We start from the raw sequence: 22,660 nt of genomic DNA, 5'->3' as shown, positions 1-22,660 counted from the left end.
CAGGGATGCCGGCCTAACGCCTCCCCTGCACGATCTTCTCCAGATTCCCGTTGCGGAATATCAGATAAGTATCAAACTTGCCATACTCCGAATAAGTATGGCGCTCCATGGCATCAGAACGCGCCTGGTAATCACCACCCTGCCGCGAAAAGCTACCCGAAGCCCGCGACTCCGTCCAGCGGTAAACTCCGTCACTCGGCCCGCACACATCCTGAACCTCATACAAGCTATCGCCGACAGAAACAAGGCTATTCCCACACCGATATGAATGGCTGTCTGTCCTTGCCATAACGTCAGCGCTGATCAGCCCTGCCAATATCATCATCCCTAACCGCATAAATCCTCCCGTCTATTAAGCCAAGCGCTGCTGGCCTGAACCATAATAACCATGCCCGTGATCATCTTCCCAATATCTCGAACATAGACGGTTCCCCTTTCCTACTGCACCTATCACGCAAATAGGCCGACACATCACCCGCCCCGGAAATGGTAAACCCCGCGGTCACTGGATCACTGTTCGGTGGTGACACCCTGAACCAAGCAGAATCAGCCCCGACCATCTTATACAGCAATCCCCCAGCCAGTTCACGAGGATAAAACGTAGCCTCTCCACGTCCGGATACCTGCCACTCATCCGTAACACTGCTCTTGTCGCCAATCTTCGACACAACAAAAGCCGAACCCTGACCAATATACGTTTTCCAGTTCACATATGCATCAAGCCGCCCGGCTTTGCAGCGCATAACAAGCTCTGGCTGAACCTGCTCGCCATATTCAATAGTTATAAACTCAGTCGAGCGAGCATAAATCAGCGTGAAATGTTCACCGGCGGCATCCAGCCCATCCTCCAGAACTGACCATGCGCCGATCTTCTTGCGCCCCTCCGGAGCCAGGTTCATCTCAGCTGGCGCGGTGCCTTGTGCCGGCGTGCTGATCGAACCCCGTTCGAACGAACTCCCAGTAATCGCCTGCATCGCCCGGTCATAACACTGCAAGCGTTCAGCGCTGTCACTGATAGGCTCGCACACCTTCAGATCATACAGCCCCGCTGAAAATGCCGGTGTCCAGAGCAGTACCGTAAAAGAAACCAACCACCATCTGTGCATACGCAAATCCCTGCCAACTTAGTCACAAAAATTCAAACTACCAAAATAAAAGTAAACTATGCTTGACCGCGTAGAATAAATTATGATTTACTTATCCCCGCAGCAACAAAAAAGCTGCCCCGCCCGGTCAACAAATAATGACTGACGAAATTTGGAAACCACTTGACCGGGCGGGTTTTTAAAACAGGGAGCCAACCATGCAAACAGGACACAGCACAATAGAATGCCGGGGCAGCCAGCCAAAAAAGCCACCGTTCAGCATCGGGCAAGCGATCTACTGCTTCGCCGGTGCCGGGCTTTTCGCGCTTATGTTCGCCATCGCCCTGGCGGAAATGCTCACATGACCGGCACCTGGCACCCGGCGCTTGACGCCCTGACGATCATCCTCGTCATCGCCGCTGCCGCAGGCCTGCCCGAAACAGTGATTAACTGGCTGGGGCTATGAAAGCGCACATCCGCCCAACCAGCCAAAGCAAGGACATCGACCTTGGCTTAGCAGTGCTCGACATTGTGCGCCCAATCGGCAGAGCGCTAACCCATGCCGAAATAGGCGACATCTGCGGCTGCTCAGGTGCCTACATACACCAGGTAGAGCAGCGCGCCATCAAAAAAATTAAACGAAGACTCGGCAACCTGAGCGACTTTCTGGCTGAAGACGTGATTGAACGTCACGCCCAAACCATCAGCTACCAACTTGAAGGAGTTATATCGTGAACCTACAACAAGCCAAAAACGAACTCGCTGCCCTCGCACACGGCGAATATCACTTAATCAAATATGAACTGACAGAGTTTGGCAGCGGTAAGCAACAGCAAGAATGCGTTGTTTATATTCACGGGCATGGCTTCTTTTCTGGGCCAACATTCAAGCAGGCGCTGGGACTATTGAAAAAAGCTATGGACCCCAAGCGCCATATCGACAAGCCTCAAAAACCACAGCAGGGCATTGCTGAAAACATAACTGACGCACCTCGAACGACCGTTCAGCAATACATCGACCGTGTTCAGGTGGCCGCATGAGCATCTTCCAACCCCTTATCGACCAGGCAGACGCCGTCACCCGTGAAGCCAACCAACTGCACGACTCAATCAAGCAATGCCAAGACTTTATCGACAAAGTACAGCCCCAAGCCTGCCCGAAGTGCCAAGAGGCTGACAACGTCCGGCTGATCTACGCGCCGCCGACGATAAAAGTGCTCAATGCGCACGGCATCGCCATCCACTGCTTCAGCTGCGGCATACAAACCGCCCCGCAATACTGGCATTTATCTGAGCCCGTCACCAGCCCCTACAGCGCCCTCTATGACGCCTACGAGGCATGGGGGTTCACCGAAAAGAAAAAGGAACAAGCATGAACATGACCCTAGCAAAGGCGCAAACACTGATCGGTGGCATCCTCTCCGAACTGGAGAAAGACACCGGCCAATTCGTCGTTGACCTTGACATCATCGATATTGAAACCACACAGGTTCAGCATACCAATCGGCAAGTAACCCGCCACGTAAGCATCGAGCTGCACCGCCTGCCCGGCACTAACTGGGGCAAGTAGAGGAAGCCATGTCCATATCAAGCAACCAACTCTGGCCACAAATCCGCGACGCCTTCGGCATATCGCCCGACCTGAAGGTCAAGGACTTTCAGCTAAGCCTGGCTGCGGATTCTGCCGCCCAAATCAACATGGAAATACTTGCTGATTGCGACCCCGCATCGCCAGAACTAAAAACCATCCGGAGTAAATTCAATCTCGGCGAATCCGGCATCCCCAAAGAGCAGGCAGAAGCTGCCTACTGGTCAGGCGTCAATGACGGCTTCCAGGCAGGAAAAGACCCCGACTGGATGCACACATCACACATCATCGCCTTTAATGCAAAAAAGCAACTGCAAGACATGGCCAACAAATTCAGACAGGAAAAACTGGGTTTACCACCAACCAAACCAAACGATCCATGGCTGATGGACGGTTACCCCATCAGCAGGCCTGGCGACGTAAAGTCTGCAGCAGGTGGTATGGAGCGCTCCTATAAACAAAAGCTCGCCGAACCTGCCGGCCGGTACCGAGGCACCGGTCAGTGAAACACCACCGGTCAGGCAATCACCTGACGCCGGAAACGTAACCGGCACGTATTACAGAGCGGCCTGAGCAGGTTGTTCTCTAATGCGGAATACACCCAGAGGCCGTGCAGCGAAAGCTGTAATCCGGGAACTGTCGTTATGGACGGGTAACTGGTAGGCCGCAATCAGATGCAGTGACGGCATATCACGATCACTGCCCCAATCCACTGGGAAGTGTGGATCTAATCCGCTGACTAAACACCCGCTGCATGGGTTGATCGCAGCGCCGGACGAGGGTAACCGGCACGTATTCGCATGGTGACTGGCCGGAACCTTAACCGTACAAGTCTGTGCTCGCGAGCAGATGAAGACAGTCACCAGCCGAATGCGGTGCGGCGTGGAAATTCGCAGACACGCACACAGAGGGCTTACGAGCCTCGCCCTCTCTAATCAAAAGCGGCTGGTTGGCAACCGCCATATTGCCATAGCCGGAGTAGCGACCGGCCACCGCAGATTAATTAACAAGGAGTAAGGTATGAAGGAAAGACCAATCATATTCAACGCCGACATGGTTCGCGCCATTCTGGATGGACGCAAAACGCAGACGCGGCGGCCAATGAAGCTACAGCCGGGCAAAGTAACTGATTCTGGTCGGCCATTATTTTATGAGCATGGGGTCCATGGTCGCAGGGTTTCGCCTAAATTCCCCTTCGGCCAACCAGGCGACCGGCTCTGGGTGCGTGAGACATGCAAAGCCGAAGAGCTTGAATCAGGTCTTGATGGTGTTCGATATGCAGCTGATCTCGCCTTTGTGCCAATCAAAGATTCAAAACAAGCTGCTGAGGATTGGTTGATTCTTAGCACTTACAGAAAGAAAAAGAATCAGCACGGCCAATCAAACACAGTGCCATCAATCCACATGCCCCGCTGGGCCTCTCGAATCCTGCTGGAAATCACCGATGTTCGCGTTCAACGGTTGCAGGATGTTTCCAAAGATGACGCCAAGGCAGAAGGCTGGCGCTCATGCGTCACTAACCCCGGTGACATGCCGCCGCTTTTCTGGTTCCACGCCATATTCGAAGACATATATGGCGCAGAACTCTGCGACAAAAATCCTTGGGTCTGGGCTGTCGAATTCAAACGCATCGAGGCCGACGCATGACCACAAACATCGGCTACTGCACCACCTGCACCTACAGCAACTGCCCAACGCCCGGAGTCAAGAAAAAGCCCGGCGGCAACTGCTCGTTTTGGACAGGCTGCAAACCATGCCCACCGATGGAGCCAGAACCCACCATCGACGACTGCAACTGCAAACACTGCACCACGCAGCGGAAAACAACACGGAGTGAAACACAGTGAGTAATCTTTTCAGGGAAATCATCGTCGACAACTTCGCCGGTGGCGGTGGTGCCAGCACCGGCATCGAGCAGGCAACAGGTCGTAGCGTGGATATTGCTATCAACCACGACCCGGACGCCATCGCCATGCACAAGACCAACCACCCGACCACCGAGCACTATGCCGAATCAGTCTGGGACATCAACCCGCGCGACGTCGTCAAGGGCCGCGCCGTGGCGCTGGTCTGGCTCTCTCCGGACTGCAAACATTTCAGCAAGGCAAAAGGCGGCAAGCCGGTTGAAAAGAAGATTCGCGGCCTCGCATGGGTGGCCGTTCGCTGGGCAGCCACCGTCAAGCCCCGCGTCATCATGCTCGAAAACGTGGAAGAGTTCCAAACATGGGGGCCGCTGAACGGTGACAAGCCCTGCCAGAAACGCAAAGGCCGCACCTTCAAATCATTTATCAATGCACTCAAGCGGCAAGGCTACCAGGTAGACTGGAAAGAGCTCCGCGCCTGTGACTATGGCGCCCCCACTATCCGCAAACGCCTGTTCCTGATTGCCCGCCGCGACGGCCAGCCGATTACATGGCCCAAGCCAACACACGGCGCACCTGACAGCCTGCCGGTTAAAGCAGGCAAGCTGCTGCCCTATCGCACCGCTGCGGAATGCATCGACTGGTCAATTCCCTGCCCCTCGATATTCGACCGCAAGCGGCCACTGGCTGAAAACACCATGAAGCGGATTGCCCGGGGCATTCAGAAGTTTGTGATCGACAATCCGGATCCGTTCATTGTGACCTGCAACCACAGCGGCGAACATTTCCGAGGACAAAGCCTGTCAGAGCCAATGAAAACAATCACGGCCAGCCGTGATGCTCATGGCCTTGTTTCACCGGTGCTGACACCCTTCATCACCGAACACGCCAACGCCAGCAATCAACGCAACATGCTCATCAATGAACCACTGCGCACCCAATGCGCTGCAGTCAAAGGTGGGCACTTTGCTGTGGTTGCCCCGGTCATTGCCCGTCAGTTCGGCAACAGCATCGGTTTCCCTGTGACAGAGCCTGTTCACACCATCTGTGCAGGCGGGGAGGCTAAGCGTCCAGGCACTGCAATCACACAAGGGCTCGTCACCAGCAACCTGATCAAACTACGCGGCACCAACACCGGCACCAAAACAGATGAACCGGTACCGACCATAACTGCCGGCGGTCTGCATATCGGCGAAGTCCGGGCTTTCATCCTCAAATACTACGGCACCAACATCGGCCACAAAGTCGATGAGCCGCTGCAAACCATCACCGCCAAGCACCGCTTCGGCCTGGTCACCGTCAAGGGCGAAACCTATCAGATAGTCGACATCGGCATGCGTATGCTGCAGCCACACGAACTATTCAAGGCGCAAGGCTTCCCCGATGACTACATCATCGACGTAGACCACACCGGGAAACGCTACCCAAAAACCAAACAGGTAGCCCGCTGCGGCAATGCCGTGCCCCCACCCTTTGCAGAGCACCTGGTCAAAGCCAACCTGCCTGAAATGTGCCAGGGCGGCCATCTCTACGACGAAGCCAGAACCAGGCGCGGAGAAGCATCATGACCACCCGCAAATACCAATGCACCCGCTGTCACCACGACTGGGAAGCACATCAAGACCAACACGATGAAGACATCCGGCACTGCCCGTGGTGTGAAAAACCAACAGCACAAGCTGTTCAGGAAATGGAGGAAGAAGGATGACCGATCAAATTAATCACATGGAGTATGTTGCGAACTTCATCAATCAGATGAATCAGCAAGATAACCGAATTACAGCCACGCCCTACTTTTACCAGATTGAAGACATTGAATATGTCGCGTCATATCACGAAGACGAATGGGATCGGTTGGTTGTCGTGAGCGACTCAGAGCAAGTAGCCGTTGGAGAAACGATTGAGGAAATCTGCTCTGTGCTGATCCAAGCTGAGTATTTCACTGAAAATGACTTCGTTGATGCTGATGGTGATGGCGTCGACTTTATCTGGGAACTAGAGGATGTTCTGCGCCGCAGCGATATGCAAGTTTTCCGTGAAAAGCAGAGAGAGAAATACTCGGGCTGTTTTTTCACTGAAACAGATGCCCTGGCGCATCTTGAAAGAAACAGCCACCACTACTCCCCAAAAGCTAGGACTTATGTTCAGCACTGCTGGAGAGCGCCAGAACTTGAGCAGTTTTTTAAATCCGTGGGCGAGATCTGCGGTGTGCCATTTCAAACCAAATAGAGGAAAGGAATCATGCTAATACTCACCCGCCGCATAGGCGAAACACTCATCATCGGCGATGACGTTGTAGTCAACGTGCTCGGCGTCAAAGGCAACCAAGTCAGGATCGGTGTTGAAGCACCCAAGGATGTCTCCGTGCATCGAGAGGAAATCTACGACCGCATCCAAGCTGAGAAGCCAAAGGCGGTGATCAATGATTAGTCACTCATCCTTTATGCAAGCCATGGCGATGCTGGGCACACAAGCAGAGCAGGCAATCCCGTCACTTAAAAGTTTTGGTTGTTCGGCCCGGCGGCGCGGCAAATACGGACGCAACCTAAACCGCCCCTGCAAGCTGCTCCGTCGAATCAAAACAACGTGTTGAGGTGAAATTATGATGACAGCAGGAGTGGCAATTGACGCTTGGAAGCTGGCCATATTCAAGAAGCATCTTGATGACGCTGGATATGAGTACACCGAACACCCTGGCGTAACAAAAAACACGTTATTGCTTCAGGTGAAAACAGTCAGTGCAAAAGACCTTAAGCCGGTTATACAAAACGCCAATACGGAGTGTGCCCAATGGAAGCAAAATCAAAAACTGAATTAGTAAGTGGCAGCCCTGTCCCTGAGGATCAAAGCCACACAACATTAAAAGAAAATGGCCAGCAAAAAGATTATGTCGTTTTATCGCCAGAAGAACGAGCTAAAGGCTTTGTTAGGCCAGTGCGCAGGTCATACATACATAATACGTGTGGGGGGCTGACTAGCATGAATCAGTCCATAGCTGAGACTTACGCTAGAGATCCTGGGTTTTACAACGGCACTTTCTGTGTGAGTTGCGGCGCACACTTCCCGCTTGAAGAGTTTGTGTGGGATGGCACCGATCTTCAGGTAGGGTCATAGTCAGCACCGCGGAGAACAACGATGAATGAACTAATAGGCCAACACTTTATTGGTAACTCATTTTGGAATGATGAAGGTGTTGAACTTGTATCAATCCACGATGAAAACGGCATGTGGGTGCTGGATTGCTTTGAGTCAGGCTCAGAAGAAATCCTGAAACGCATCAACGGCTATGAGCAACTTCAACAGAGCAACAAGAAAATGCTTGATGCATTAAAAACCCTGGTTACCAAATACGCATACAAGGATGAGTACGACTCCAGATTTTTGAACGAAGATGATCAGCCTCCGGCAATTGCTAAGGCGATACAGGCAATTAACAACGCAGAGCAACGGGAGAATGAGTGATGAAATCATTAAAAAACTTAGCGGGATTAACCCTAGTGTCTTTGTTTAGCATCTCAGCGGGGCTCTATGCTGGCTTTGACATCAAGTGGTGGGCTCCACTGGATGGGTTTGGTTCTGGTTTTCTGAGGATGATGCTTCTATTGATTGCTCACATAGGGGCGCTTTTAGCGGGCTTGGTTTTATTAATAGAGGATACAGACGAGGTCACTGATGGTGAACTCACGATTACCGTAGGTCGCGAAGATGGAAAAGATATTGTCCTGCTGTCGGCCCTTGGCAAAAAGTTGAAGGTTGATGCGCATGAGGTGACAAGCGCCATAGAAAAACAGCTGGGCGTACCAAAATATCTATCAACAAGTGAAGATCGACAAAGCCAGCAGGAGAAGGATGATGAGTCCTGATGAAGCGGTCCGCATAGCTCTGGCAGCGTTTCTTACAGCTTACGTTCTATTCGAGCTTATTTGTCACGCTATAGGTTGGAAATGACAAACCAAAACGTCCTAAAATTTGATGACCTGAAGGAGCTCACCGGCTACGAACGTGCCGGGGACGTTGAGCGCGTCCTGCGTCAAAGTGGCATTCGCTACTTCCCCAGTCGCAAAGGCTGCTGGACTACGCTTGCCCTGGTCAACGCTGCCGGTGGTATAGTAAATGACCAGCATCAGGGTGATGGAGATATCTTGTAATCATGAAAAACACATCTTCTAAGAGAGATTCTTGCCAGCAGATTGACAATCAAAAGCTGGCTAATGACTTATCAAGAGGCGCCAAAACCTGCAGAGAAGCTGCTGATGCAGTAAATCGGCTTGGCAGGTCTCTCAAGAGTATTAGGCATGGAAAACAGAGGCCGTAAACGTAACAAGCATAACCCCAACATCCCAGCACATATCGCGCAGGATAAGCTGCCTGACAACTGCTACTGGGACAACTCCGGCCGTGGCCGCTGGTTTACAACTTACAGAGACGAAACCGGCAGGCAACGCACCAAACGCATCGCCGGACGCGATGCCACCCTCAGCCAACTGCACAAACTCATCGAAGAGTATAACGGCATTGATCCGAACACATTCAATTGGCTCACCGGCAAGTTTCAGGCAAGCACCGACTTCAAGCAGCTAGAGAAAGGCACTCGCAAGGACTACCAATACTGCAGTAACATCATCGCCAAACATCCTACCAAAAAACAGATCCTACTCGGTGCTGTTGGCCTGAGCCAATGGTCACGCCCAATGGTTCGCAAACTCATGGATCAGATCATCGAAGTGCGCGGCCCCTCTGCTGCCAACCACGCCCTGCGCTACCTACGCCGCCTGCTCGGCTGGGGTCTTGAGCGCGGCTATGTCAACGAGAACTATGCCCAGGGCATCAAACAGGCAAAAGAAAAGCCAAAGCAACACTACGTTGATAACGACGCCTACATGAAAATGCTGGCCTACGCCAAAGAATGTGGCGCCAGAACAGTCAACGCCAAAGACAGCTGCCCGGAATACATCTGGGCCGTGATGGAAATTGCCTACCTCTGCCGCATGCGAGGCATCGAGATAGTCAACATGAACGAATCGCACTACACCGAACTTGGCGCCTTGTGCCAGAGAAGAAAAGGCAGCCGCACCAACATCGCCGCCTGGAACGACAGACTCAAGGCAGCGTGGAACGCGCTGATCACACGACGCAACAAGATTTGGGCGAAAAAGAAAATGCCGGTACCCGTCAAACCAGAAGACCGGCCGCTGGTTGTCACCAAAACGGGTGCCATACTGAAAAAGTCATCCCTCGAAACAGCCTGGCAAAGACTCATCACCCGGGCGCTAGAAGGTGAAAACCCGATCATCACCCAGGAACAACGCTTCAGCCTGCACGACCTCAAACGAAAAGGCATCACCGACACCCAAGGCACCCGTGCAGATAAACAAGATGCCGCCGGCCACCGCAGCCAGCGCATGATGGATGTCTATGACAAATCAATTCCGGTTGTTAAACCGAGTGGGGAATGAGGATGAAGAAGAAAGAACCGCAAGAATTTTGGGCAACCCTATCAAATGGGCCTGAATATCAATTCCCAATGACAGCTCAGTGCTGGATGAGGATCAGGGCAGAAATAGAGCGCGAACATCAAAAGCAACGCATAAGACGTGAACGTCCGATAAATATTATGGTGGCGTTATTTATAATAATTATCGTGTGCCAAATGATTTCTGGGATATAAGGCATCACCGACACCGAAGGCACCCGCGCAGACAAACAAGACGACGCCGGCCACCGCAGCCAGCGTATGATGGGTGTTTACGACAAATCAATTCCGGTTGTTAAACCGAGCGGGGAGTAAGCATGTCACTTATTGATGACTGGGAGAAGCAACGAGAGGAAGAAGAAAGGCTTCACCAACAATGGGAACTTGGCGAATATATTTCAGAGCCGTGCCCAAGGTGCGGCCGCCAACGACTCTGCTTGTGCCCGAACGGAAAGCATCGGTGTGAAAAATGCAACTGGGTGCCAGAAGACAATAACTACTGCGAGGTAAGACAGCCATGAAAGGTAACGATATTGGAACAAAAATTGACAGAGCTGTTCGTTTGGCTGGGTGGGGAAACGAGGATATCACCTATATAAAAATAGAAGGAGAACCGGAGAACATGTCCGTTGTTCTTGGTATTACTGATGAGAGCGACAGGATAACAACAATAAGCTTTTCTGAAGGCGAGCCATCAATTAAAGATTAAATTACCTCCCTAAAATAATCTATAAACCTTTGATTATTAAAGACTGAAAATGGCGGCACTCCCTAAAATAAAACAACCTAAAGCATTGATATAAATAATAACGCACCTAGATTTGTAATCAGCGGGTCGTAGGTTCAAGTCCTATCACCGGCTCCATGAATATTGAAAGCCCCGGAAGTTTTTTGCTTCGGGGGCTTTTTTATTTCTCCGCTCATTTCTCGGGCAATTTAGCCTCTCCTCAGTTTTTCTCACTGGCATATCCCTGCTCAGGCCCCCGGTTTTTTCCAGTGCATTTATCCGGTAAATATCCCATACCGCATAATGGATTCCAGATATTTCATGATTTACAGATCACCATGACGGCTCATTCAATACTGATGGTCGTTAAATAAGCCAGATGATTGCTGTACACATATGATTAACATGTCATTATAATTTTGTTTTCATAAAATCAGCTTAAACAGGTTTCCCTATGCTGGCGGTGATCGAAGCGCATCGTGCAGGTTTGCTAACCAGGCATCACTGGCTGCCCAACATTGTCTCAGGTGTAATTGTCGGTATCGTGGCACTCCCGTTAGCCATGGCTTTTGCTATTGCCTCAGGCGCCAAACCAGAACAGGGAATCTATACGGCCATCATTGCGGGTTTTTGCGTATCAATATTTGGCGGCTCTCGACTGCAAATTGCCGGTCCTACCGGGGCCTTCATTGTGGTACTTGCCAGCATTTCGTCTCAATATGGTATAGAGGGCCTGCAGGTCGCGACCCTGATGGCGGGAATCATATTGCTGCTGCTGGGCGTTACCCGGATGGGCGCGATCATCAAGTTTATTCCCGATCCGGTCATCCTCGGTTTCACCGCAGGGATTGGTGTCATCATCTGGGTTGGACAATGGAAATATTTTTTTGGACTACCCGCCATCGAGGGAGAGCACTTCCACACCAAACTGTTCCATTTGTTGCAGGTGTTCCCCGAAATGCATCTGACAACAACAGTATTGGCCACCATCTCGCTGGTACTGGTTATTTATACTTCCGGAATTCCCGGGCTCAAACGCATCCCAAGCCCTCTGATTGCAATGATCGTCGTGACATCAATACAGGCCGTATTTGATTTTGATGGGGTACGCACTATTGGCTCAACTTTCGGTGGGATTCCGGAGGGCTTACCGTCCTTTCATTTACCCAGCTTCGATCTGACGCAGATCATTACCCTGATCGGCCCGGCCTTTACAATTGCCATGCTGGGCTCTATTGAATCCCTCCTGTCTGCCGTCGTCGCAGACGGCATGGCCGGAACCAGACATAACTCCAACCAAGAACTTATCGGGCAGGGACTGGCCAATATTGTTTCACCACTGTTCGGCGGTTTTGCGGCAACGGGGGCGATTGCCCGTACCGCGACTAATATCAGAAATGGCGGCACCAGCCCAATTTCAGGCATTATTCACTCAGCCACACTGGTTGCCATCCTACTGTTCTTGGCCCCGTTAGCGTCTCATATTCCACTGGCAGCACTGGCCGCCATCCTGTTCGTTGTCGCCTGGAATATGAGCGAAGCCAGACATTTTATAAAAATGGTCAAACGTGCTCCTAGAGCGGATGTTGCGATCCTGCTGATTACTTTCACTTTAACCGTATTTGCTGACTTGGTCGTAGCAGTTAATATCGGTGTCATTCTTGCCACCCTGCATTTTTTGCATCGCATGGCAACAAGTGTCGAAGTCAGGCAAGCCACTGAACAAGAACTTGTTCAGGAATTCGCACACCAGGGAATAACCCAGTTACCACCCGGTGTACAGGTGTTTACGGTCGAAGGGCCATTTTTCTTCGGTGTGGTTGAGAATTTTGAACGGGCATTAGCCGGAACGCATACTGACCCGTATATACTCATTATCAGACTGAAATGGGTGCCGTTCATTGATGTCACCGGATTACAAACGCTGGAAGAAGTCATTCAGGATTTACACAAACGAAATGTAAAGGTAATGATTTCAGGTGCTAACGAACGCGTGGCAGCCAAGCTGATCAAAGCCGGTATCGTTGAATTGATCGGTCAACATAATAATTTCAAGGATTTCAGTCTGGCGCTATCAGCATGCCGGCAACTGGCAGTGGAAGATCCGGCATTGGCTGAAGCCGAAAGCATGATTTTTTCTGACATAGCCAACACAGTGCTGGCAACCAGCCGTGACTATTTCATGCGCGATGATAAGCAACGAAAATCGGATGATTAATACAAAATAGTGCTTATCGTGTCTTATCTGCCACCAGTGGATTTTTTTGTGGTACATCCCGGCTATAAGCTACGCCATGTTCATCCAGATAGTCGCGAATAAGTTGCCGAACAACTTGGGAAGCCGTTAAATCCTGTGATTCACATAATTTCTCAAACGCTTTTTTCTTGTTTGGGTCAATAAGTACCGTTAACCGTGCCGTCTTGTTTTCCATTCATTATCTCTGGGTCATATTATGATAATGAAATTATAATATGATGCGCGCCATAATGAAGATATGGCACCACTGTTTTTCATTGCTGTCTTTTATACCTTCTTTTTTATGCTGTCAGCGTTGTTTTATTTATTCACAAAATCTGTGGATAAGTCTGTGATTAAATCGTGTGTAAATCTCTAAATATCTCTTGCGCCTGTTTTTATCATTTCTGATTAAAAAATAATCACGTCTCCTCCATAGCAGCCTTGCTTCTCAGGAAACCATGGTTATTGCAGGTCTGCTTGAGTCGGATTATGCTGATAGCTATGTGACTCAACTGAATCAGTTTTTTTCGGTTTTATTATATTCTTGTCGGCGCTGAAAGGACGGTGTGATGGGCAATAACAGTAAACAGTTGTTCGTATTAAGACATGCCAAAGCTGACTGGGATATGTCGGTTCCTGACTTTGACAGACCACTGACAAGCAACGGGAAAAAACATGCCCAAAAGCTCGGCTTTTGCATGCAGCAACAAGCGCTTATTCCCGATCTGGTGCTTAGTTCAGCGGCAAAAAGAGCGATTGATACTGCCTCCCTGGTCTGTGAACAACTTCGCATTGATTCTGAACAAATCCACATTAATAACAGCTTCTATGACGCTGATGAACATGAAATTCTGGCTGCAGTGAAACAAATCCCCGCCCATTATCAAACAGCGCTACTTGTCGGTCACAATCCGGCTTTTGAGCAACTCATCGCTTACCTTGCCGATGAACCGTTTGTCAGTGATTTGGACAGTGGCAAGCTTATGCTGCCCGCCACGCTGGTAATACTGGATTTTGAAGGTAGCTGGTCTGATTTGGTTGCACATCACTGCCATCTGAACCAGCGCATTCACGGTAAACACCTGCGTTGAAAAAACATCTCGTTTTCGTCTCGCAATAAAGCATATCCGCGTATTCACCAGCATACTTGCCTAGCAAGCTATTTTTAATTATATTAAATAATATTAGCTTATTTTTTAATATAAATAAAGAAGCAGACATGAATATTTGTCCGATCTGTCACAGTTCTGATTTTCACCCAGTCAAAATGCGTTGTGCTGACTGCAATATAGAAGTGGGTGGCAAACTGCATATATCACCACTGGGGCGTTTGAGTGGCGACCATCAGAGCCTGGCTATGCAGCTAGTCTTGCATGGAGGTAATTTAAAAACATTGGCAGAAGCGCTAAATATCACCTATCCGACTTTGCGTAGACGCCTGGACCAAACCATTACCGAATTAAAGAACTTGCTCGCAGCGGATGAAGCCCTGATAGCAAGCCTGCTCGATCAAATTAAACATGGAGAAATTAAAAGCGAAGAAGGCATTCGCCGTATCAGGGAGATACAGAATGAGTTATGACACTCAATTAAACCGTATGGTTGAAAATGGCATTCTGTCGCAGCAACACGCGGATCAACTGCAAACGACTTCGGTAAACAATACACTCGAGGCCCCCCCCACCCAGGCCCGAAGCTGGCAAGCTCATCGATTGACGATATCAACAACAGCATCAAACTCGCCAAAGCGGGGGATATTATCACCGCCACAGTATGGCGAGCCGGAGACACCACCTCCTTGAGCCATACCGCCAGAGCACGCCGTAAAATGGCTGAAGTCAGATAAACACGTTGCGGTATATGATAGTAAGGAACCAGACTTCCTGACTATCGCTATGAGTAAAGTTTCTATCCCGACAAAGGCTTCAGCCGCTTCAGCACTGAGAATTATCCTGTTGCAGGAAATCGCTCATATCAAAAAATGGCGCAAAGTCGCCATCAAGGGCAAGGATCCCGAAGGCGTTCACCAGCTTCGTGTCAGTCTAAGGCGGATGCGGACCGCACTGGAAATTTTCAGTCCGGTATTACAAAAAGAATACCGCCGAAGCTGGCGCGCGAAGTTGAATTTCTTTGCCAAGGAACTTGATGCTGCTCGCGATCTTGATGTGTTTCTGCTGTCCCATTTTGCTGGCAAAACCAACCAATCCAGCCTTCATCATGAGCTCAGCAGTCAGCAACAAACGGCATACCAGCGCCTTGCCAAATTACTGAAAAGCAAACATTTCAACAAGCCCGTACGCAAACTCAAAAAACAGCTCAAACATAAACAATGGGCTGAACGGCATTGCCGCCATCCGCATCAAAAATTGAACAGGCTCGCGAACCAAAGACTGTCGGTCTTGTATGAAAATGTGCTGGAACAAGGCAAAGGGCTCGATTTGAAAGATGAAAACACGCTGCATCAACTGCGCATTGCCTGTAAAAAACTGCGTTATGGCAGTGAGTTTCTTCATCCTGTTCTTGATGCTGAGCTTAACCGGCAGTTCACCGCCGCACTCAAGCAGTTACAGAACACGCTGGGTGAGATTCATGACGCTTATGTTCAAAAGCAGATGCAGCACAATTTGTCAGAAACAGCTACGGGCACGGATGCAGCCAGCGAATTGGAGCAAATCCTGCAAACCAGCGAACGCAACAGTCAGGCTATGAAAACTCGCCTGATTGAAGATCTGAATGCTTTTTCCCGGATGGAATGTCCGTGGAGACAGGATAAGTAACGTTATAGCGCAAGCCAGGTTTCCATGCGCCTTACGGACTTTTTCAAAAAACAACAGCGGCGGAGATGAAGTGTCGCTTTAGGCAGTTCAGGACAGAGCAGCAGATAAAGCGCCTTCAGAAAAATTATTGTGGTAGTAATATCTGTTTTAACGGCGCTTCGTTAACCAGCAGATCGGCTAGCGTGTACTTTTCCAGCACGTGATACAGCGCTTCTTGTGATTCATGTAAGATTCGTATTAATTTACAGGCGGACGTAATACAGCAATTGCCTTCGCCATCCATACAGGGGAGCAGACCACTTTCCCCTTCTGTTTCTCTGATCACTTTACCCAGATTAATATCCTTCGGTTCTTTGGCTAAACGCATACCACCGCCTTTACCCCGAATTGTTTCTACATATCCGCGCTGAGCAAGCTGGTGAACAACTTTAGTTAGATGATTTTCAGAGATTTGATATGCTTGGGCGATATTGGCAATGGTTACCAGGCTTTGCCGTTGCAAACCGAGATACATCATTACCCGAATCGAGTAATCAGAAAAAGTGGTCAGGTGCATATTAATATCTCACAGCTATTTAAAGGTGCATTTCAAATATTGTTTTAAACGACTCTCTATGCTAGATTTAAGTTGTATTTTACATGCATCTTTGATAAAAAGCACGAGCATTCAACCAGCTGGATATTCTAACGTATGGAACAGATCATTCGACAAGCTTTGGCACAGATCAGCGATCCGGAAGTCGGAGAGAATATTGTTGATCTGGGCCTGATATACGATATCACCGTCACAGAAGATGTAGCCTGTATCACGATGACCATGACCTCTCCCTCCTGTCCCATGGGTGAAATGATCATCGAGGAAATCAGAAACACGATGACAGCAGTACTGCCGGACTCTATGGCACTGGATATCAATATGGTGTGGGAGCCTGCCTGGTCACCGGACATGATGTCAGCAGCAGCCAAACAACGTTTAGGCTGGCGGTAAATTCATATGTCCTCGATAACGGTACCCGCCCTTCCGGTTAAATACCGAATCCCGCTGCTGATGCTGGGCTTTATCAGTCTGATTTTCGGCATCGCCGGTGGCTTATTACGTCTAGGCTGGTCTATTCCATTTATTGAGTTGAATGTGGCTGCCAGTCACGGCGCTTTAATGATAGGCGGGTTCCTGGGAACGGTGATTTCGCTGGAGCGTGCTGTTGCCATTAGTCATAAGTGGGCTTATCTGGCCCCGCTTTGTGCTGCTGCCGGCGGCCTGGTGCTGATTACCGATAGTCCAGTCATACTGGCAGCAGTCTTGATGTGTGGTGCCAGTTTTATTCTATGTTTGGCGACATATCTACTGCTCCGGCGCCAGTATGCCTTGTATCAGTTAGTACTGCTGCTCGGCGGTCTGTCCTGGCTGTTAGCTAATATATTGTGGCTGTTTGGCGGTACTTCGATACAGCTGGTTCCCTGGTGGCTGGGATTTCTGATCTTCACAATTGCCGGAGAACGCCTGGAGTTGTCGCGATTTCGGCCCCAGTCAGCCAACAGTAAACACGTATTTATTGTATTTGTTCTGCTATATCTTATCGGCAGCATTACAGCCACCGTATCAGCCAACGGGAATCTGCAACTGTTATCAGCAGCGTTACTGGCCTTAACCTTCTGGCTGCTCAAAAACGATATTGCCAGACACACTGTCAAGCAACATGGGCTGACCCGTTATATGGGATTTTGCTTATTGTCAGGTTATATCTGGTTGTTAGCCGCAGCATTAATCGGACTGATATACACGCCACTTGTGCCCGGCGCGAGCTACGATGCCTTTATGCATGCCATTGTAATCGGCTTTGTGTTCTCAATGATTTTTGCCCATGCCCCTATTATTTTCCCGGCGGTAGCCAAAATACAATTACCCTATCACCCTGTTTTCTACCTGCCCCTGTCGATATTGCATCTGTCGCTGATAATGAGAGTTAGCAGTGATATGGTACTTGCCATTAACTTAAGTAGACTGGCTGGGGCATTAAACGCCGCTGCGATAGGGTTATTTATACTGACAATGATCACCGCCGCTATCCGTGGCAAAAACTCGGCGAGGAGCCGCTATGTTGAATCTTAATAAACGCTGGCAAACCTTCTCAGCTGCGCCTCACCGGCTGTTTTTCTTTGCCGGTGCCGTTCAGGCCTTACTGACAATCATCTGGTGGTTTAGCGATCTGGGAGGGCGTTTTACCGGTTTATATGCACCGATCTCCTGGACCATCTCACCACTGGACGCACATGCGTTTTTGATGATTTACGCCTTTTTTTCGTTCTTCATATTTGGCTTTCTGATGACGACCTATCCCAGATGGATGAATGGGGAAGAGGTCAACAAGCGACAGTACAGTCTGGCATTTATCTTACTGTCAGCCGGCACGGTGTTGTTCTATATTGGCCTGGTAAGTCATGTAGTAGTGTTAAAGCTGGCATTACTGGTTTTTCTGGCCGGCTGGGCAGCAGGTCTTTATGCATTGTTACGTGTTTACCTGCGAGCCAAACATCCAGACAAACGCCATGCCACGATTACCACCGTGATGCTGATCCTGGCCTGGCTGATGATAGCCGGTTTCACCAGTGGACAATTTGAACTGGTACAGCTTGCCAAGACGGGTGGGATCTGGCTGTTTTTATTGCCATTGTTCTTCGCTATCAGTCACCGGATGATTCCGTTCTTCTCCGCCAATGTCATTATTGGCTATGACATTAGCCGCCCTTATTGGGCATTGTCATGGGTGTTGATTCTGGCTACAGCACATGCCGTGATGGAAATACTGAATCTACCTGCCTGGCTCTGGCTGGTTGATCTGCCTATGGCTGTTATCGGTTTTTACCTGACCACAAAATGGCAAATTCTGAAAAGTCTGTCGACACCGTTGCTGGCCATGGTTCATATCGGCTTTGCCTGGTTTGGTATCGCCATGCTGCTCTATGCCATGCAAAGCCTTTACCTCAGTCTGACAGGTGACTATATTCTGTTGAAAGCACCGTTACATGCTTTGGTAATAGGCTATTTCAGTTCAATGCTGCTGGCAATGGCGACCCGCGTTACTTTGGGACATTCAGGTCGGGTTCTCGCTGCCGACCTGATCAGCTGGGCCGTATTTCTAGTGTTCCAACTGGTGGCATTGTTGCGAGTTATTGCTGATTTCCCCGGCATTGGTTTTACGCTCAGCAGCAGGATTTATATCATAGCTGCCGTTATCTGGTTGTTATGCTTTGTTGTCTGGGTTTATAAGTTTCTGCCGATATATATACGTCCGAGATCGGATGGTCGCCCCGGCTGATAACCGCTTATTACTGTACCAGAAAATAAATCAAAACCAGGTTGCCGATAAACAACAGCAATGACAAAGAGCGCCAGAATCCGATCGGGTTACGCTGCAACAGTGGCAATTGTTCTTCACGCAGAAAATCAGGGTTGGGTTTGACTAAATCAGTTTCAAACTCTGACAGCGCGTCATAGCGCTGCTCGGGTGTCAGTTGAACGGCTTTGCGTATCGCTTTATCCACCCAGTGAGGAATATCAGGGATAACTTCGCTGAGCGGACGATAACTGAGGCGATTGATACCGCGCTGGTCACGGACACTGGCAAGTTTGTCGCCATACGGCAGTTTTCCGGTCAGCATCTGGTAGACAATACAACCCAGCGAAAACATGTCAGACTGCGGCACGCCCTGACGTCCCAGCAAATATTCAGGCGCCGTGTAATGCTTGGTGCCTAATAATTCGCGTCTTTCAACCGGTGTAGAGATATCGGCAACACCAGCGATTTTGGTAGAACCGAAGTCGATGATCTTTAACACACCATCACGCGAAATCATGATATTGCCGGGTTTGAGATCCTGGTGCAGCATATCCAGGCGATGAAAAGCCCGCAGTCCGGAAACAATCTGCGGCACCAATTCACGCACCGTTTTCAGATCCAGCGTACCTTCATCATCCAGCCACTGCTGCAGGGTTCTGCCGTCCACATACTCCATCACATAGTAAAGAAAACGCCGTGGCCGCTTCTGTTCAATGGTCTGAATCACATGAGCATTATCAATACGCCGCCCTATCCATTCTTCCAGCTGAAAGCGCTCCAGATAAGCCGGATCGTCTTCAAAATTAACCGAGGGGGTTTTGATCACAACTTTCTGATCCGTTTCCGTATCCACTGCCAGATAAAGCTGGCTGGTTGAGCTGGCATGCAACTCACGGGTAATACGGTAACCGTCGAGAATCACGCCTTCATACAGATCCGGCGGAAACGGCAAAGCGGTCAACTGGGCAAAAACTTCGTTGGGATCCTGGGTAGGTAACTGTTCGACCCGCATGATCTGGCAACTGACATTATCCCGGCTGCCGTTAGCGACGGCAGCTTCAGCGATTTTCCGGCTCCGCTGGTCCAGATCGTCTGAGTTTTCAGACAATAACTTTTTCAGCGCTTTGTCATTAAGCACATCATGAATGCCATCGGTGGCCAGTAAAAACTGATCACCCTCTTCTACCGTCAATGATTTGTAGTCGATATCCAGACGATAATCGACACCGAAAGCCCGCCCCAGATATTCCTTGTCGTTATCGATGCGAATCCGGTGATCGGTAGTGAGTTGTTCGAGTTCACCGTCGCGCAGCAGATAGATCCGTGAATCGCCGACATGAAAAAGGTGCGCCGTAGTCGACTTGATAACAATGGCACTAAACGTACTGGCCAGCCCTCGGGAGATATCTTTATATTGATTGCTCTGCCCGTGCAACCAGGTATTAATGGCCGTCAGTACCTTACCGCCGGATTGCTTGACCGACCATGAATCCGGCGTACTGAAGTAGTCACTGATAAAGCCGGTCACACAGGCCTGACTGGCCTGTTTACCCTCAGCACTGCTGCTGATGCCATCGGCAAGCGCACAAGCGACCCCTTTGGTTTCCAGCAGCGCCAGATTGCCGGGCACGGAAAAACCTATTGAATCCTGATTCTCTTCCTTAATGCCTTTATCAGAATACTGGCCAACCGTGACCTTTAACCTGGCTACCATAACCTGCCTTTATTGTTTAGGGTCTGTTGACGTTTCATCTTCGCCTCTGTTGTTGTCTGAAAAAGTGTCAATCAAGGCGCGAGGAGCGCGGTTTGTGAGATTACATCCTTGTATCTCACCCCTTCGGGGCTTACGCTCAAAAACGCTCCCGGCGTTTTTGTAGTTATTCTAAATAAGTGACGAGCAACGCCGAGTGGCACTTTTTCAGACACAACCCGAAAGGCTGGGGCTGTTTTTGCGCCCAGCGGCGTTGTCACTCGCTCATGTAGGGCAACTACATCACACTCATTCCGCCTTGCTGGGCGCAAAAACAGCCCCAGCAGTGGTGAATATGAACCGTCAACAGCCCCTAGTGCACATCAATCATCTGGACCGTACCATCCGGCAGGATTTCAGCCATCTGACCACGGGGTTCATTCATAAACTGTACCGCAATTAAGGTCACCACAGCAGTCGCAGCAATCACAAAGAAGAAAGTTTGTGCTGATACCAACGAAAGAACAGTCAGGAAAGTCACGGCACCGACGTTACCGTAAGCACCGGCCATGCCCGCTATTTGACCGGTCAAACGACGCTGAACCAGCGGCACAACAGCAAATACCGCACCTTCACCAGCCTGGACGAAGAAAGAACAGGCCATGGTTGCCAACACGGCAAAGACCAGCAACCACTCAGGGGTAATCATACCCATCACAAAATAACCGACGGCCAAACCACTGATGCAGATGGTCAGGGTCTTTTTACGGCCCAAACGGTCACTGAACAAACCACCGATCGGACGCGAAACCAGGTTCATAAAGGCATAACCTGATGCCAGCAGGCCGGCCTGCACCGGGCTGATATTAAAGGTATCACTGAAAAATAATGGCAGCATCGACACCACGGCCAGTTCCGAACCGAATGTAGCCAGATAAGCCAGATCCAGCACCGCGACTTGCTTGAAACTATAACGGTGAATTTCAGGCGTCTCTTTGACAAACACATCTTTGTTGACCTGGTAGATGTGGTAAACCTGATAGAAAAACAGCACCACAAGGCCCACATAAATCGCATAGGTCACGTTTTGGGACAATAAGCTGACACCGCTTGGAGAGAGCTTCCAGGCCAATAAACCCAGAGCGGCATACAGCGGAATACTCATCACAATATATAAAAAGAAATCCCCGCGGCTGGTCACTTCCATCGCACCGGATTTTTTCGGTTTGAAATAAGTCGAGCCTTTAGGGGTATCGTGAACGCTGTTGTAGTAAATAAAGGCATACACCAACGCGATAGCGCCGGTCAGACCGATCGCATAACGCCAGCCATTATCACCGCCGAACATCAATGCCAGGGTCGGCAAACTCATTGCCGCAGCGGCAGAACCGAAATTACCCCAGCCACCGTAAATACCTTCAGCCAAACCGACCTGCTTGGCAGGGAACCACTCCGAGATCATGCGAATACCGATAACAAAACCGGCACCGACAAAACCGAGCATGAAACGCGCCATCGCCATCTGTTCGAAACTGTCTGCAACAGCAAAAAAGAAACAGATAAAACTGGATACCCCGAGCAACAGCGTATACATGATTTTCGGGCCGTATTTATCGACCAGCATGCCGACCACGATACGTGCCGGAATGGTCAAGGCGACATTGAGGATCAACAGAGTTTTTATTTGCTGGTCGGTCAGACCAAGCGTTTCCCGAATGGACACCAGTAGCGGCGCATGGTTAAACCAGACCACAAAACTGATAAAGAAAGCCATCCAGGTAAGATGCAGCGTGCGAACGTTGCCGCTGAAGGATAAAAGGTTTAGCTTTTGACTAGACATGAATCAGTTCTCTCTTTAGAACACGTTACCAACATTGGTTCG

The 22,660-nt window shown here is 49.9% G+C and carries 32 protein-coding genes; 26 read left to right on the top strand and 6 right to left on the bottom strand.

Going from position 1 to position 22,660, the window contains the following annotated elements; genetic code table 11:
* Positions 1–13: 13 nt before the first annotated feature.
* Both OMP95_RS12520 and OMP95_RS02660 read right to left on the bottom strand, forming a co-directional pair.
* Positions 14–289, bottom strand: a complete 276-nt coding sequence (locus OMP95_RS12520; RefSeq protein WP_416234626.1) for a DUF2845 domain-containing protein — start codon at positions 287–289, stop codon at positions 14–16.
* A gap of 109 nt (positions 290–398) precedes the next feature.
* A complete protein-coding gene (locus tag OMP95_RS02660) occupies positions 399–1,106 on the bottom strand; it encodes a type VI secretion system-associated protein TagO (protein WP_266325649.1) in 708 nt (235 codons plus the stop codon).
* 197 nt (positions 1,107–1,303) lie between these two features.
* On the opposite strand from OMP95_RS02660, the gene OMP95_RS02655 reads away from it, so the two are divergent.
* The 20 genes from OMP95_RS02655 to OMP95_RS02565 all read left to right on the top strand — a co-directional run bounded on the left by OMP95_RS02655 (position 1,304) and on the right by OMP95_RS02565 (position 12,952).
* On the top strand, positions 1,304–1,450 hold the full coding sequence (locus OMP95_RS02655) for a hypothetical protein (RefSeq protein WP_266325647.1): 147 nt from the start codon (positions 1,304–1,306) through the stop codon (positions 1,448–1,450).
* 97 nt (positions 1,451–1,547) lie between these two features.
* A complete protein-coding gene (locus OMP95_RS02650) occupies positions 1,548–1,820 on the top strand; it encodes a sigma factor-like helix-turn-helix DNA-binding protein (RefSeq protein WP_266325645.1) in 273 nt (90 codons plus the stop codon).
* Positions 1,817–2,125, top strand: coding sequence for a hypothetical protein (locus OMP95_RS02645; protein WP_266325643.1), 309 nt, complete (start codon positions 1,817–1,819; stop codon positions 2,123–2,125). Before OMP95_RS02650 ends, OMP95_RS02645 begins: the two co-directional genes overlap by 4 nt.
* Positions 2,122–2,460, top strand: a complete 339-nt coding sequence (locus OMP95_RS02640) for a hypothetical protein (protein WP_266325641.1) — start codon at positions 2,122–2,124, stop codon at positions 2,458–2,460. Before OMP95_RS02645 ends, OMP95_RS02640 begins: the two co-directional genes overlap by 4 nt.
* On the top strand, positions 2,457–2,654 hold the full coding sequence (locus tag OMP95_RS02635) for a hypothetical protein (protein ID WP_266325639.1): 198 nt from the start codon (positions 2,457–2,459) through the stop codon (positions 2,652–2,654). The genes OMP95_RS02640 and OMP95_RS02635 overlap by 4 nt, the downstream gene beginning before the upstream one ends.
* A gap of 8 nt (positions 2,655–2,662) precedes the next feature.
* Positions 2,663–3,178 (top strand): hypothetical protein, encoded by a 516-nt coding sequence (locus OMP95_RS02630; RefSeq protein WP_266325637.1) that lies wholly within the window; start codon positions 2,663–2,665, stop codon positions 3,176–3,178.
* Positions 3,179–3,692: 514 nt separating this feature from the next.
* Positions 3,693–4,319 (top strand): hypothetical protein, encoded by a 627-nt coding sequence (locus tag OMP95_RS02625; RefSeq protein WP_266325635.1) that lies wholly within the window; start codon positions 3,693–3,695, stop codon positions 4,317–4,319.
* 196 nt (positions 4,320–4,515) lie between these two features.
* Entirely contained in the window at positions 4,516–6,102 is a 1,587-nt protein-coding gene (locus OMP95_RS02620; RefSeq protein ID WP_266325633.1) for a DNA cytosine methyltransferase, read from the top strand.
* Positions 6,099–6,242 carry a hypothetical protein gene (locus OMP95_RS02615; RefSeq protein ID WP_266325631.1) on the top strand — a complete coding sequence of 48 codons (144 nt, stop codon included), beginning with the start codon at positions 6,099–6,101 and terminating at the stop codon, positions 6,240–6,242. The genes OMP95_RS02620 and OMP95_RS02615 overlap by 4 nt, the downstream gene beginning before the upstream one ends.
* Positions 6,239–6,763 (top strand): hypothetical protein, encoded by a 525-nt coding sequence (locus OMP95_RS02610; RefSeq protein ID WP_266325629.1) that lies wholly within the window; start codon positions 6,239–6,241, stop codon positions 6,761–6,763. Before OMP95_RS02615 ends, OMP95_RS02610 begins: the two co-directional genes overlap by 4 nt.
* A 12-nt stretch (positions 6,764–6,775) precedes the next feature.
* Entirely contained in the window at positions 6,776–6,964 is a 189-nt protein-coding gene (csrA, locus tag OMP95_RS02605) for a carbon storage regulator CsrA (RefSeq protein WP_266325627.1), read from the top strand.
* A gap of 172 nt (positions 6,965–7,136) precedes the next feature.
* Entirely contained in the window at positions 7,137–7,352 is a 216-nt protein-coding gene (locus tag OMP95_RS02600; RefSeq protein ID WP_266325625.1) for a hypothetical protein, read from the top strand.
* Complete coding sequence (locus OMP95_RS02595; RefSeq protein WP_266325623.1) at positions 7,325–7,648, top strand: hypothetical protein; 324 nt, start codon at positions 7,325–7,327, stop codon at positions 7,646–7,648. The genes OMP95_RS02600 and OMP95_RS02595 overlap by 28 nt, the downstream gene beginning before the upstream one ends.
* Positions 7,649–7,669: 21 nt before the next feature.
* Complete coding sequence (locus OMP95_RS02590) at positions 7,670–7,996, top strand: hypothetical protein (RefSeq protein WP_266325621.1); 327 nt, start codon at positions 7,670–7,672, stop codon at positions 7,994–7,996.
* On the top strand, positions 7,996–8,397 hold the full coding sequence (locus tag OMP95_RS02585; protein WP_266325619.1) for a hypothetical protein: 402 nt from the start codon (positions 7,996–7,998) through the stop codon (positions 8,395–8,397). Before OMP95_RS02590 ends, OMP95_RS02585 begins: the two co-directional genes overlap by 1 nt.
* Positions 8,398–8,478: 81 nt before the next feature.
* Positions 8,479–8,682: a DUF4224 domain-containing protein gene (locus OMP95_RS12515; protein ID WP_416234624.1), complete on the top strand. Its 204-nt coding sequence runs from the start codon at positions 8,479–8,481 to the stop codon at positions 8,680–8,682.
* Positions 8,683–8,829: 147 nt separating this feature from the next.
* Positions 8,830–9,990 carry a site-specific integrase gene (locus OMP95_RS02580; protein WP_266325617.1) on the top strand — a complete coding sequence of 387 codons (1,161 nt, stop codon included), beginning with the start codon at positions 8,830–8,832 and terminating at the stop codon, positions 9,988–9,990.
* A 2-nt stretch (positions 9,991–9,992) separates the two neighbouring features.
* Complete coding sequence (locus tag OMP95_RS02575) at positions 9,993–10,202, top strand: hypothetical protein (protein WP_266325615.1); 210 nt, start codon at positions 9,993–9,995, stop codon at positions 10,200–10,202.
* A gap of 322 nt (positions 10,203–10,524) precedes the next feature.
* Positions 10,525–10,716, top strand: a complete 192-nt coding sequence (locus OMP95_RS02570) for a hypothetical protein (protein WP_266325613.1) — start codon at positions 10,525–10,527, stop codon at positions 10,714–10,716.
* Positions 10,717–11,188: 472 nt separating this feature from the next.
* Positions 11,189–12,952 carry a SulP family inorganic anion transporter gene (locus OMP95_RS02565; protein ID WP_266325611.1) on the top strand — a complete coding sequence of 588 codons (1,764 nt, stop codon included), beginning with the start codon at positions 11,189–11,191 and terminating at the stop codon, positions 12,950–12,952.
* Positions 12,953–12,965: 13 nt separating this feature from the next.
* Here the strand turns inward: OMP95_RS02565 and OMP95_RS02560 are convergent, their stop codons facing one another.
* Positions 12,966–13,166, bottom strand: a complete 201-nt coding sequence (locus tag OMP95_RS02560; RefSeq protein ID WP_266325609.1) for a ribbon-helix-helix protein, CopG family — start codon at positions 13,164–13,166, stop codon at positions 12,966–12,968.
* 376 nt (positions 13,167–13,542) lie between these two features.
* On the opposite strand from OMP95_RS02560, the gene OMP95_RS02555 reads away from it, so the two are divergent.
* The 3 genes from OMP95_RS02555 (at position 13,543) to OMP95_RS02545 (ending at position 15,750) form a co-directional block, all read left to right on the top strand.
* A complete protein-coding gene (locus OMP95_RS02555) occupies positions 13,543–14,064 on the top strand; it encodes a SixA phosphatase family protein (RefSeq protein WP_266325607.1) in 522 nt (173 codons plus the stop codon).
* 128 nt (positions 14,065–14,192) lie between these two features.
* Positions 14,193–14,555 (top strand): DUF2089 family protein, encoded by a 363-nt coding sequence (locus OMP95_RS02550; protein ID WP_266325605.1) that lies wholly within the window; start codon positions 14,193–14,195, stop codon positions 14,553–14,555.
* Positions 14,556–14,868: 313 nt separating this feature from the next.
* Positions 14,869–15,750 (top strand): CHAD domain-containing protein, encoded by an 882-nt coding sequence (locus tag OMP95_RS02545; RefSeq protein ID WP_266325603.1) that lies wholly within the window; start codon positions 14,869–14,871, stop codon positions 15,748–15,750.
* A gap of 124 nt (positions 15,751–15,874) precedes the next feature.
* On the opposite strand, the gene OMP95_RS02540 is transcribed toward OMP95_RS02545, so the two are convergent.
* Positions 15,875–16,306 (bottom strand): RrF2 family transcriptional regulator, encoded by a 432-nt coding sequence (locus OMP95_RS02540; protein ID WP_266325601.1) that lies wholly within the window; start codon positions 16,304–16,306, stop codon positions 15,875–15,877.
* 135 nt (positions 16,307–16,441) lie between these two features.
* Here OMP95_RS02540 and OMP95_RS02535 point away from each other — a divergent pair, with 135 nt between their 5' ends.
* The 3 genes from OMP95_RS02535 to OMP95_RS02525 are packed head-to-tail and all read left to right on the top strand — an operon-like array spanning position 16,442 to position 19,067.
* Positions 16,442–16,738, top strand: a complete 297-nt coding sequence (locus OMP95_RS02535; RefSeq protein WP_266325599.1) for a metal-sulfur cluster assembly factor — start codon at positions 16,442–16,444, stop codon at positions 16,736–16,738.
* 6 nt (positions 16,739–16,744) lie between these two features.
* Positions 16,745–17,860, top strand: coding sequence for a hypothetical protein (locus tag OMP95_RS02530; RefSeq protein WP_266325597.1), 1,116 nt, complete (start codon positions 16,745–16,747; stop codon positions 17,858–17,860).
* Positions 17,847–19,067, top strand: coding sequence for an NnrS family protein (locus tag OMP95_RS02525; RefSeq protein WP_266325595.1), 1,221 nt, complete (start codon positions 17,847–17,849; stop codon positions 19,065–19,067). The genes OMP95_RS02530 and OMP95_RS02525 overlap by 14 nt, the downstream gene beginning before the upstream one ends.
* A gap of 10 nt (positions 19,068–19,077) precedes the next feature.
* Here OMP95_RS02525 and OMP95_RS02520 read toward each other — a convergent pair whose 3' ends face one another.
* Positions 19,078–20,802, bottom strand: coding sequence for a bifunctional protein-serine/threonine kinase/phosphatase (locus tag OMP95_RS02520; protein WP_266325593.1), 1,725 nt, complete (start codon positions 20,800–20,802; stop codon positions 19,078–19,080).
* Between the two features lie 349 nt (positions 20,803–21,151).
* Positions 21,152–22,618, bottom strand: coding sequence for a NarK family nitrate/nitrite MFS transporter (locus OMP95_RS02515; protein ID WP_266325591.1), 1,467 nt, complete (start codon positions 22,616–22,618; stop codon positions 21,152–21,154).
* Positions 22,619–22,660: the final 42 nt, after the last annotated feature.

It is taken from the genome of Methylophaga sp. OBS4 (assembly GCF_026319305.1).
Classification (GTDB): domain Bacteria; phylum Pseudomonadota; class Gammaproteobacteria; order Nitrosococcales; family Methylophagaceae; genus Methylophaga.
The sequence above is the reverse complement of the archived record's forward strand: the minus strand, read 5'-3'. Positions and strand labels throughout refer to the sequence as shown.

Excerpts from the sequence above, each read along its gene's own strand:
- OMP95_RS02595 (WP_266325623.1), top strand. The coding sequence starts at position 7,325 with ATGGAAGCAAAATCAAAAACTGAATTAGTAAGTGGCAGCCCTGTCCCT.
- OMP95_RS02570 (WP_266325613.1), top strand. The coding sequence starts at position 10,525 with ATGAAAGGTAACGATATTGGAACAAAAATTGACAGAGCTGTTCGTTTG.
- OMP95_RS02610 (WP_266325629.1), top strand. The coding sequence starts at position 6,239 with ATGACCGATCAAATTAATCACATGGAGTATGTTGCGAACTTCATCAAT.
- OMP95_RS02565 (WP_266325611.1), top strand. The coding sequence starts at position 11,189 with ATGCTGGCGGTGATCGAAGCGCATCGTGCAGGTTTGCTAACCAGGCAT.
- OMP95_RS02635 (WP_266325639.1), top strand. The coding sequence starts at position 2,457 with ATGAACATGACCCTAGCAAAGGCGCAAACACTGATCGGTGGCATCCTC.
- OMP95_RS02520 (WP_266325593.1), bottom strand. The coding sequence starts at position 20,802 with ATGGTAGCCAGGTTAAAGGTCACGGTTGGCCAGTATTCTGATAAAGGC.
- csrA (WP_266325627.1), top strand. The coding sequence starts at position 6,776 with ATGCTAATACTCACCCGCCGCATAGGCGAAACACTCATCATCGGCGAT.
- OMP95_RS02630 (WP_266325637.1), top strand. The coding sequence starts at position 2,663 with ATGTCCATATCAAGCAACCAACTCTGGCCACAAATCCGCGACGCCTTC.
- OMP95_RS12515 (WP_416234624.1), top strand. The coding sequence starts at position 8,479 with ATGACAAACCAAAACGTCCTAAAATTTGATGACCTGAAGGAGCTCACC.
- OMP95_RS02555 (WP_266325607.1), top strand. The coding sequence starts at position 13,543 with ATGGGCAATAACAGTAAACAGTTGTTCGTATTAAGACATGCCAAAGCT.
- OMP95_RS02535 (WP_266325599.1), top strand. The coding sequence starts at position 16,442 with ATGGAACAGATCATTCGACAAGCTTTGGCACAGATCAGCGATCCGGAA.
- OMP95_RS02530 (WP_266325597.1), top strand. The coding sequence starts at position 16,745 with ATGTCCTCGATAACGGTACCCGCCCTTCCGGTTAAATACCGAATCCCG.
- OMP95_RS02550 (WP_266325605.1), top strand. The coding sequence starts at position 14,193 with ATGAATATTTGTCCGATCTGTCACAGTTCTGATTTTCACCCAGTCAAA.
- OMP95_RS02655 (WP_266325647.1), top strand. The coding sequence starts at position 1,304 with ATGCAAACAGGACACAGCACAATAGAATGCCGGGGCAGCCAGCCAAAA.
- OMP95_RS02575 (WP_266325615.1), top strand. The coding sequence starts at position 9,993 with ATGAAGAAGAAAGAACCGCAAGAATTTTGGGCAACCCTATCAAATGGG.
- OMP95_RS02640 (WP_266325641.1), top strand. The coding sequence starts at position 2,122 with ATGAGCATCTTCCAACCCCTTATCGACCAGGCAGACGCCGTCACCCGT.
- OMP95_RS02545 (WP_266325603.1), top strand. The coding sequence starts at position 14,869 with ATGAGTAAAGTTTCTATCCCGACAAAGGCTTCAGCCGCTTCAGCACTG.
- OMP95_RS02540 (WP_266325601.1), bottom strand. The coding sequence starts at position 16,306 with ATGCACCTGACCACTTTTTCTGATTACTCGATTCGGGTAATGATGTAT.
- OMP95_RS02515 (WP_266325591.1), bottom strand. The coding sequence starts at position 22,618 with ATGTCTAGTCAAAAGCTAAACCTTTTATCCTTCAGCGGCAACGTTCGC.
- OMP95_RS02650 (WP_266325645.1), top strand. The coding sequence starts at position 1,548 with ATGAAAGCGCACATCCGCCCAACCAGCCAAAGCAAGGACATCGACCTT.
- OMP95_RS02580 (WP_266325617.1), top strand. The coding sequence starts at position 8,830 with ATGGAAAACAGAGGCCGTAAACGTAACAAGCATAACCCCAACATCCCA.
- OMP95_RS02585 (WP_266325619.1), top strand. The coding sequence starts at position 7,996 with ATGAAATCATTAAAAAACTTAGCGGGATTAACCCTAGTGTCTTTGTTT.
- OMP95_RS12520 (WP_416234626.1), bottom strand. The coding sequence starts at position 289 with ATGGCAAGGACAGACAGCCATTCATATCGGTGTGGGAATAGCCTTGTT.
- OMP95_RS02590 (WP_266325621.1), top strand. The coding sequence starts at position 7,670 with ATGAATGAACTAATAGGCCAACACTTTATTGGTAACTCATTTTGGAAT.
- OMP95_RS02615 (WP_266325631.1), top strand. The coding sequence starts at position 6,099 with ATGACCACCCGCAAATACCAATGCACCCGCTGTCACCACGACTGGGAA.
- OMP95_RS02660 (WP_266325649.1), bottom strand. The coding sequence starts at position 1,106 with ATGCACAGATGGTGGTTGGTTTCTTTTACGGTACTGCTCTGGACACCG.
- OMP95_RS02560 (WP_266325609.1), bottom strand. The coding sequence starts at position 13,166 with ATGGAAAACAAGACGGCACGGTTAACGGTACTTATTGACCCAAACAAG.
- OMP95_RS02600 (WP_266325625.1), top strand. The coding sequence starts at position 7,137 with ATGATGACAGCAGGAGTGGCAATTGACGCTTGGAAGCTGGCCATATTC.
- OMP95_RS02525 (WP_266325595.1), top strand. The coding sequence starts at position 17,847 with ATGTTGAATCTTAATAAACGCTGGCAAACCTTCTCAGCTGCGCCTCAC.
- OMP95_RS02625 (WP_266325635.1), top strand. The coding sequence starts at position 3,693 with ATGAAGGAAAGACCAATCATATTCAACGCCGACATGGTTCGCGCCATT.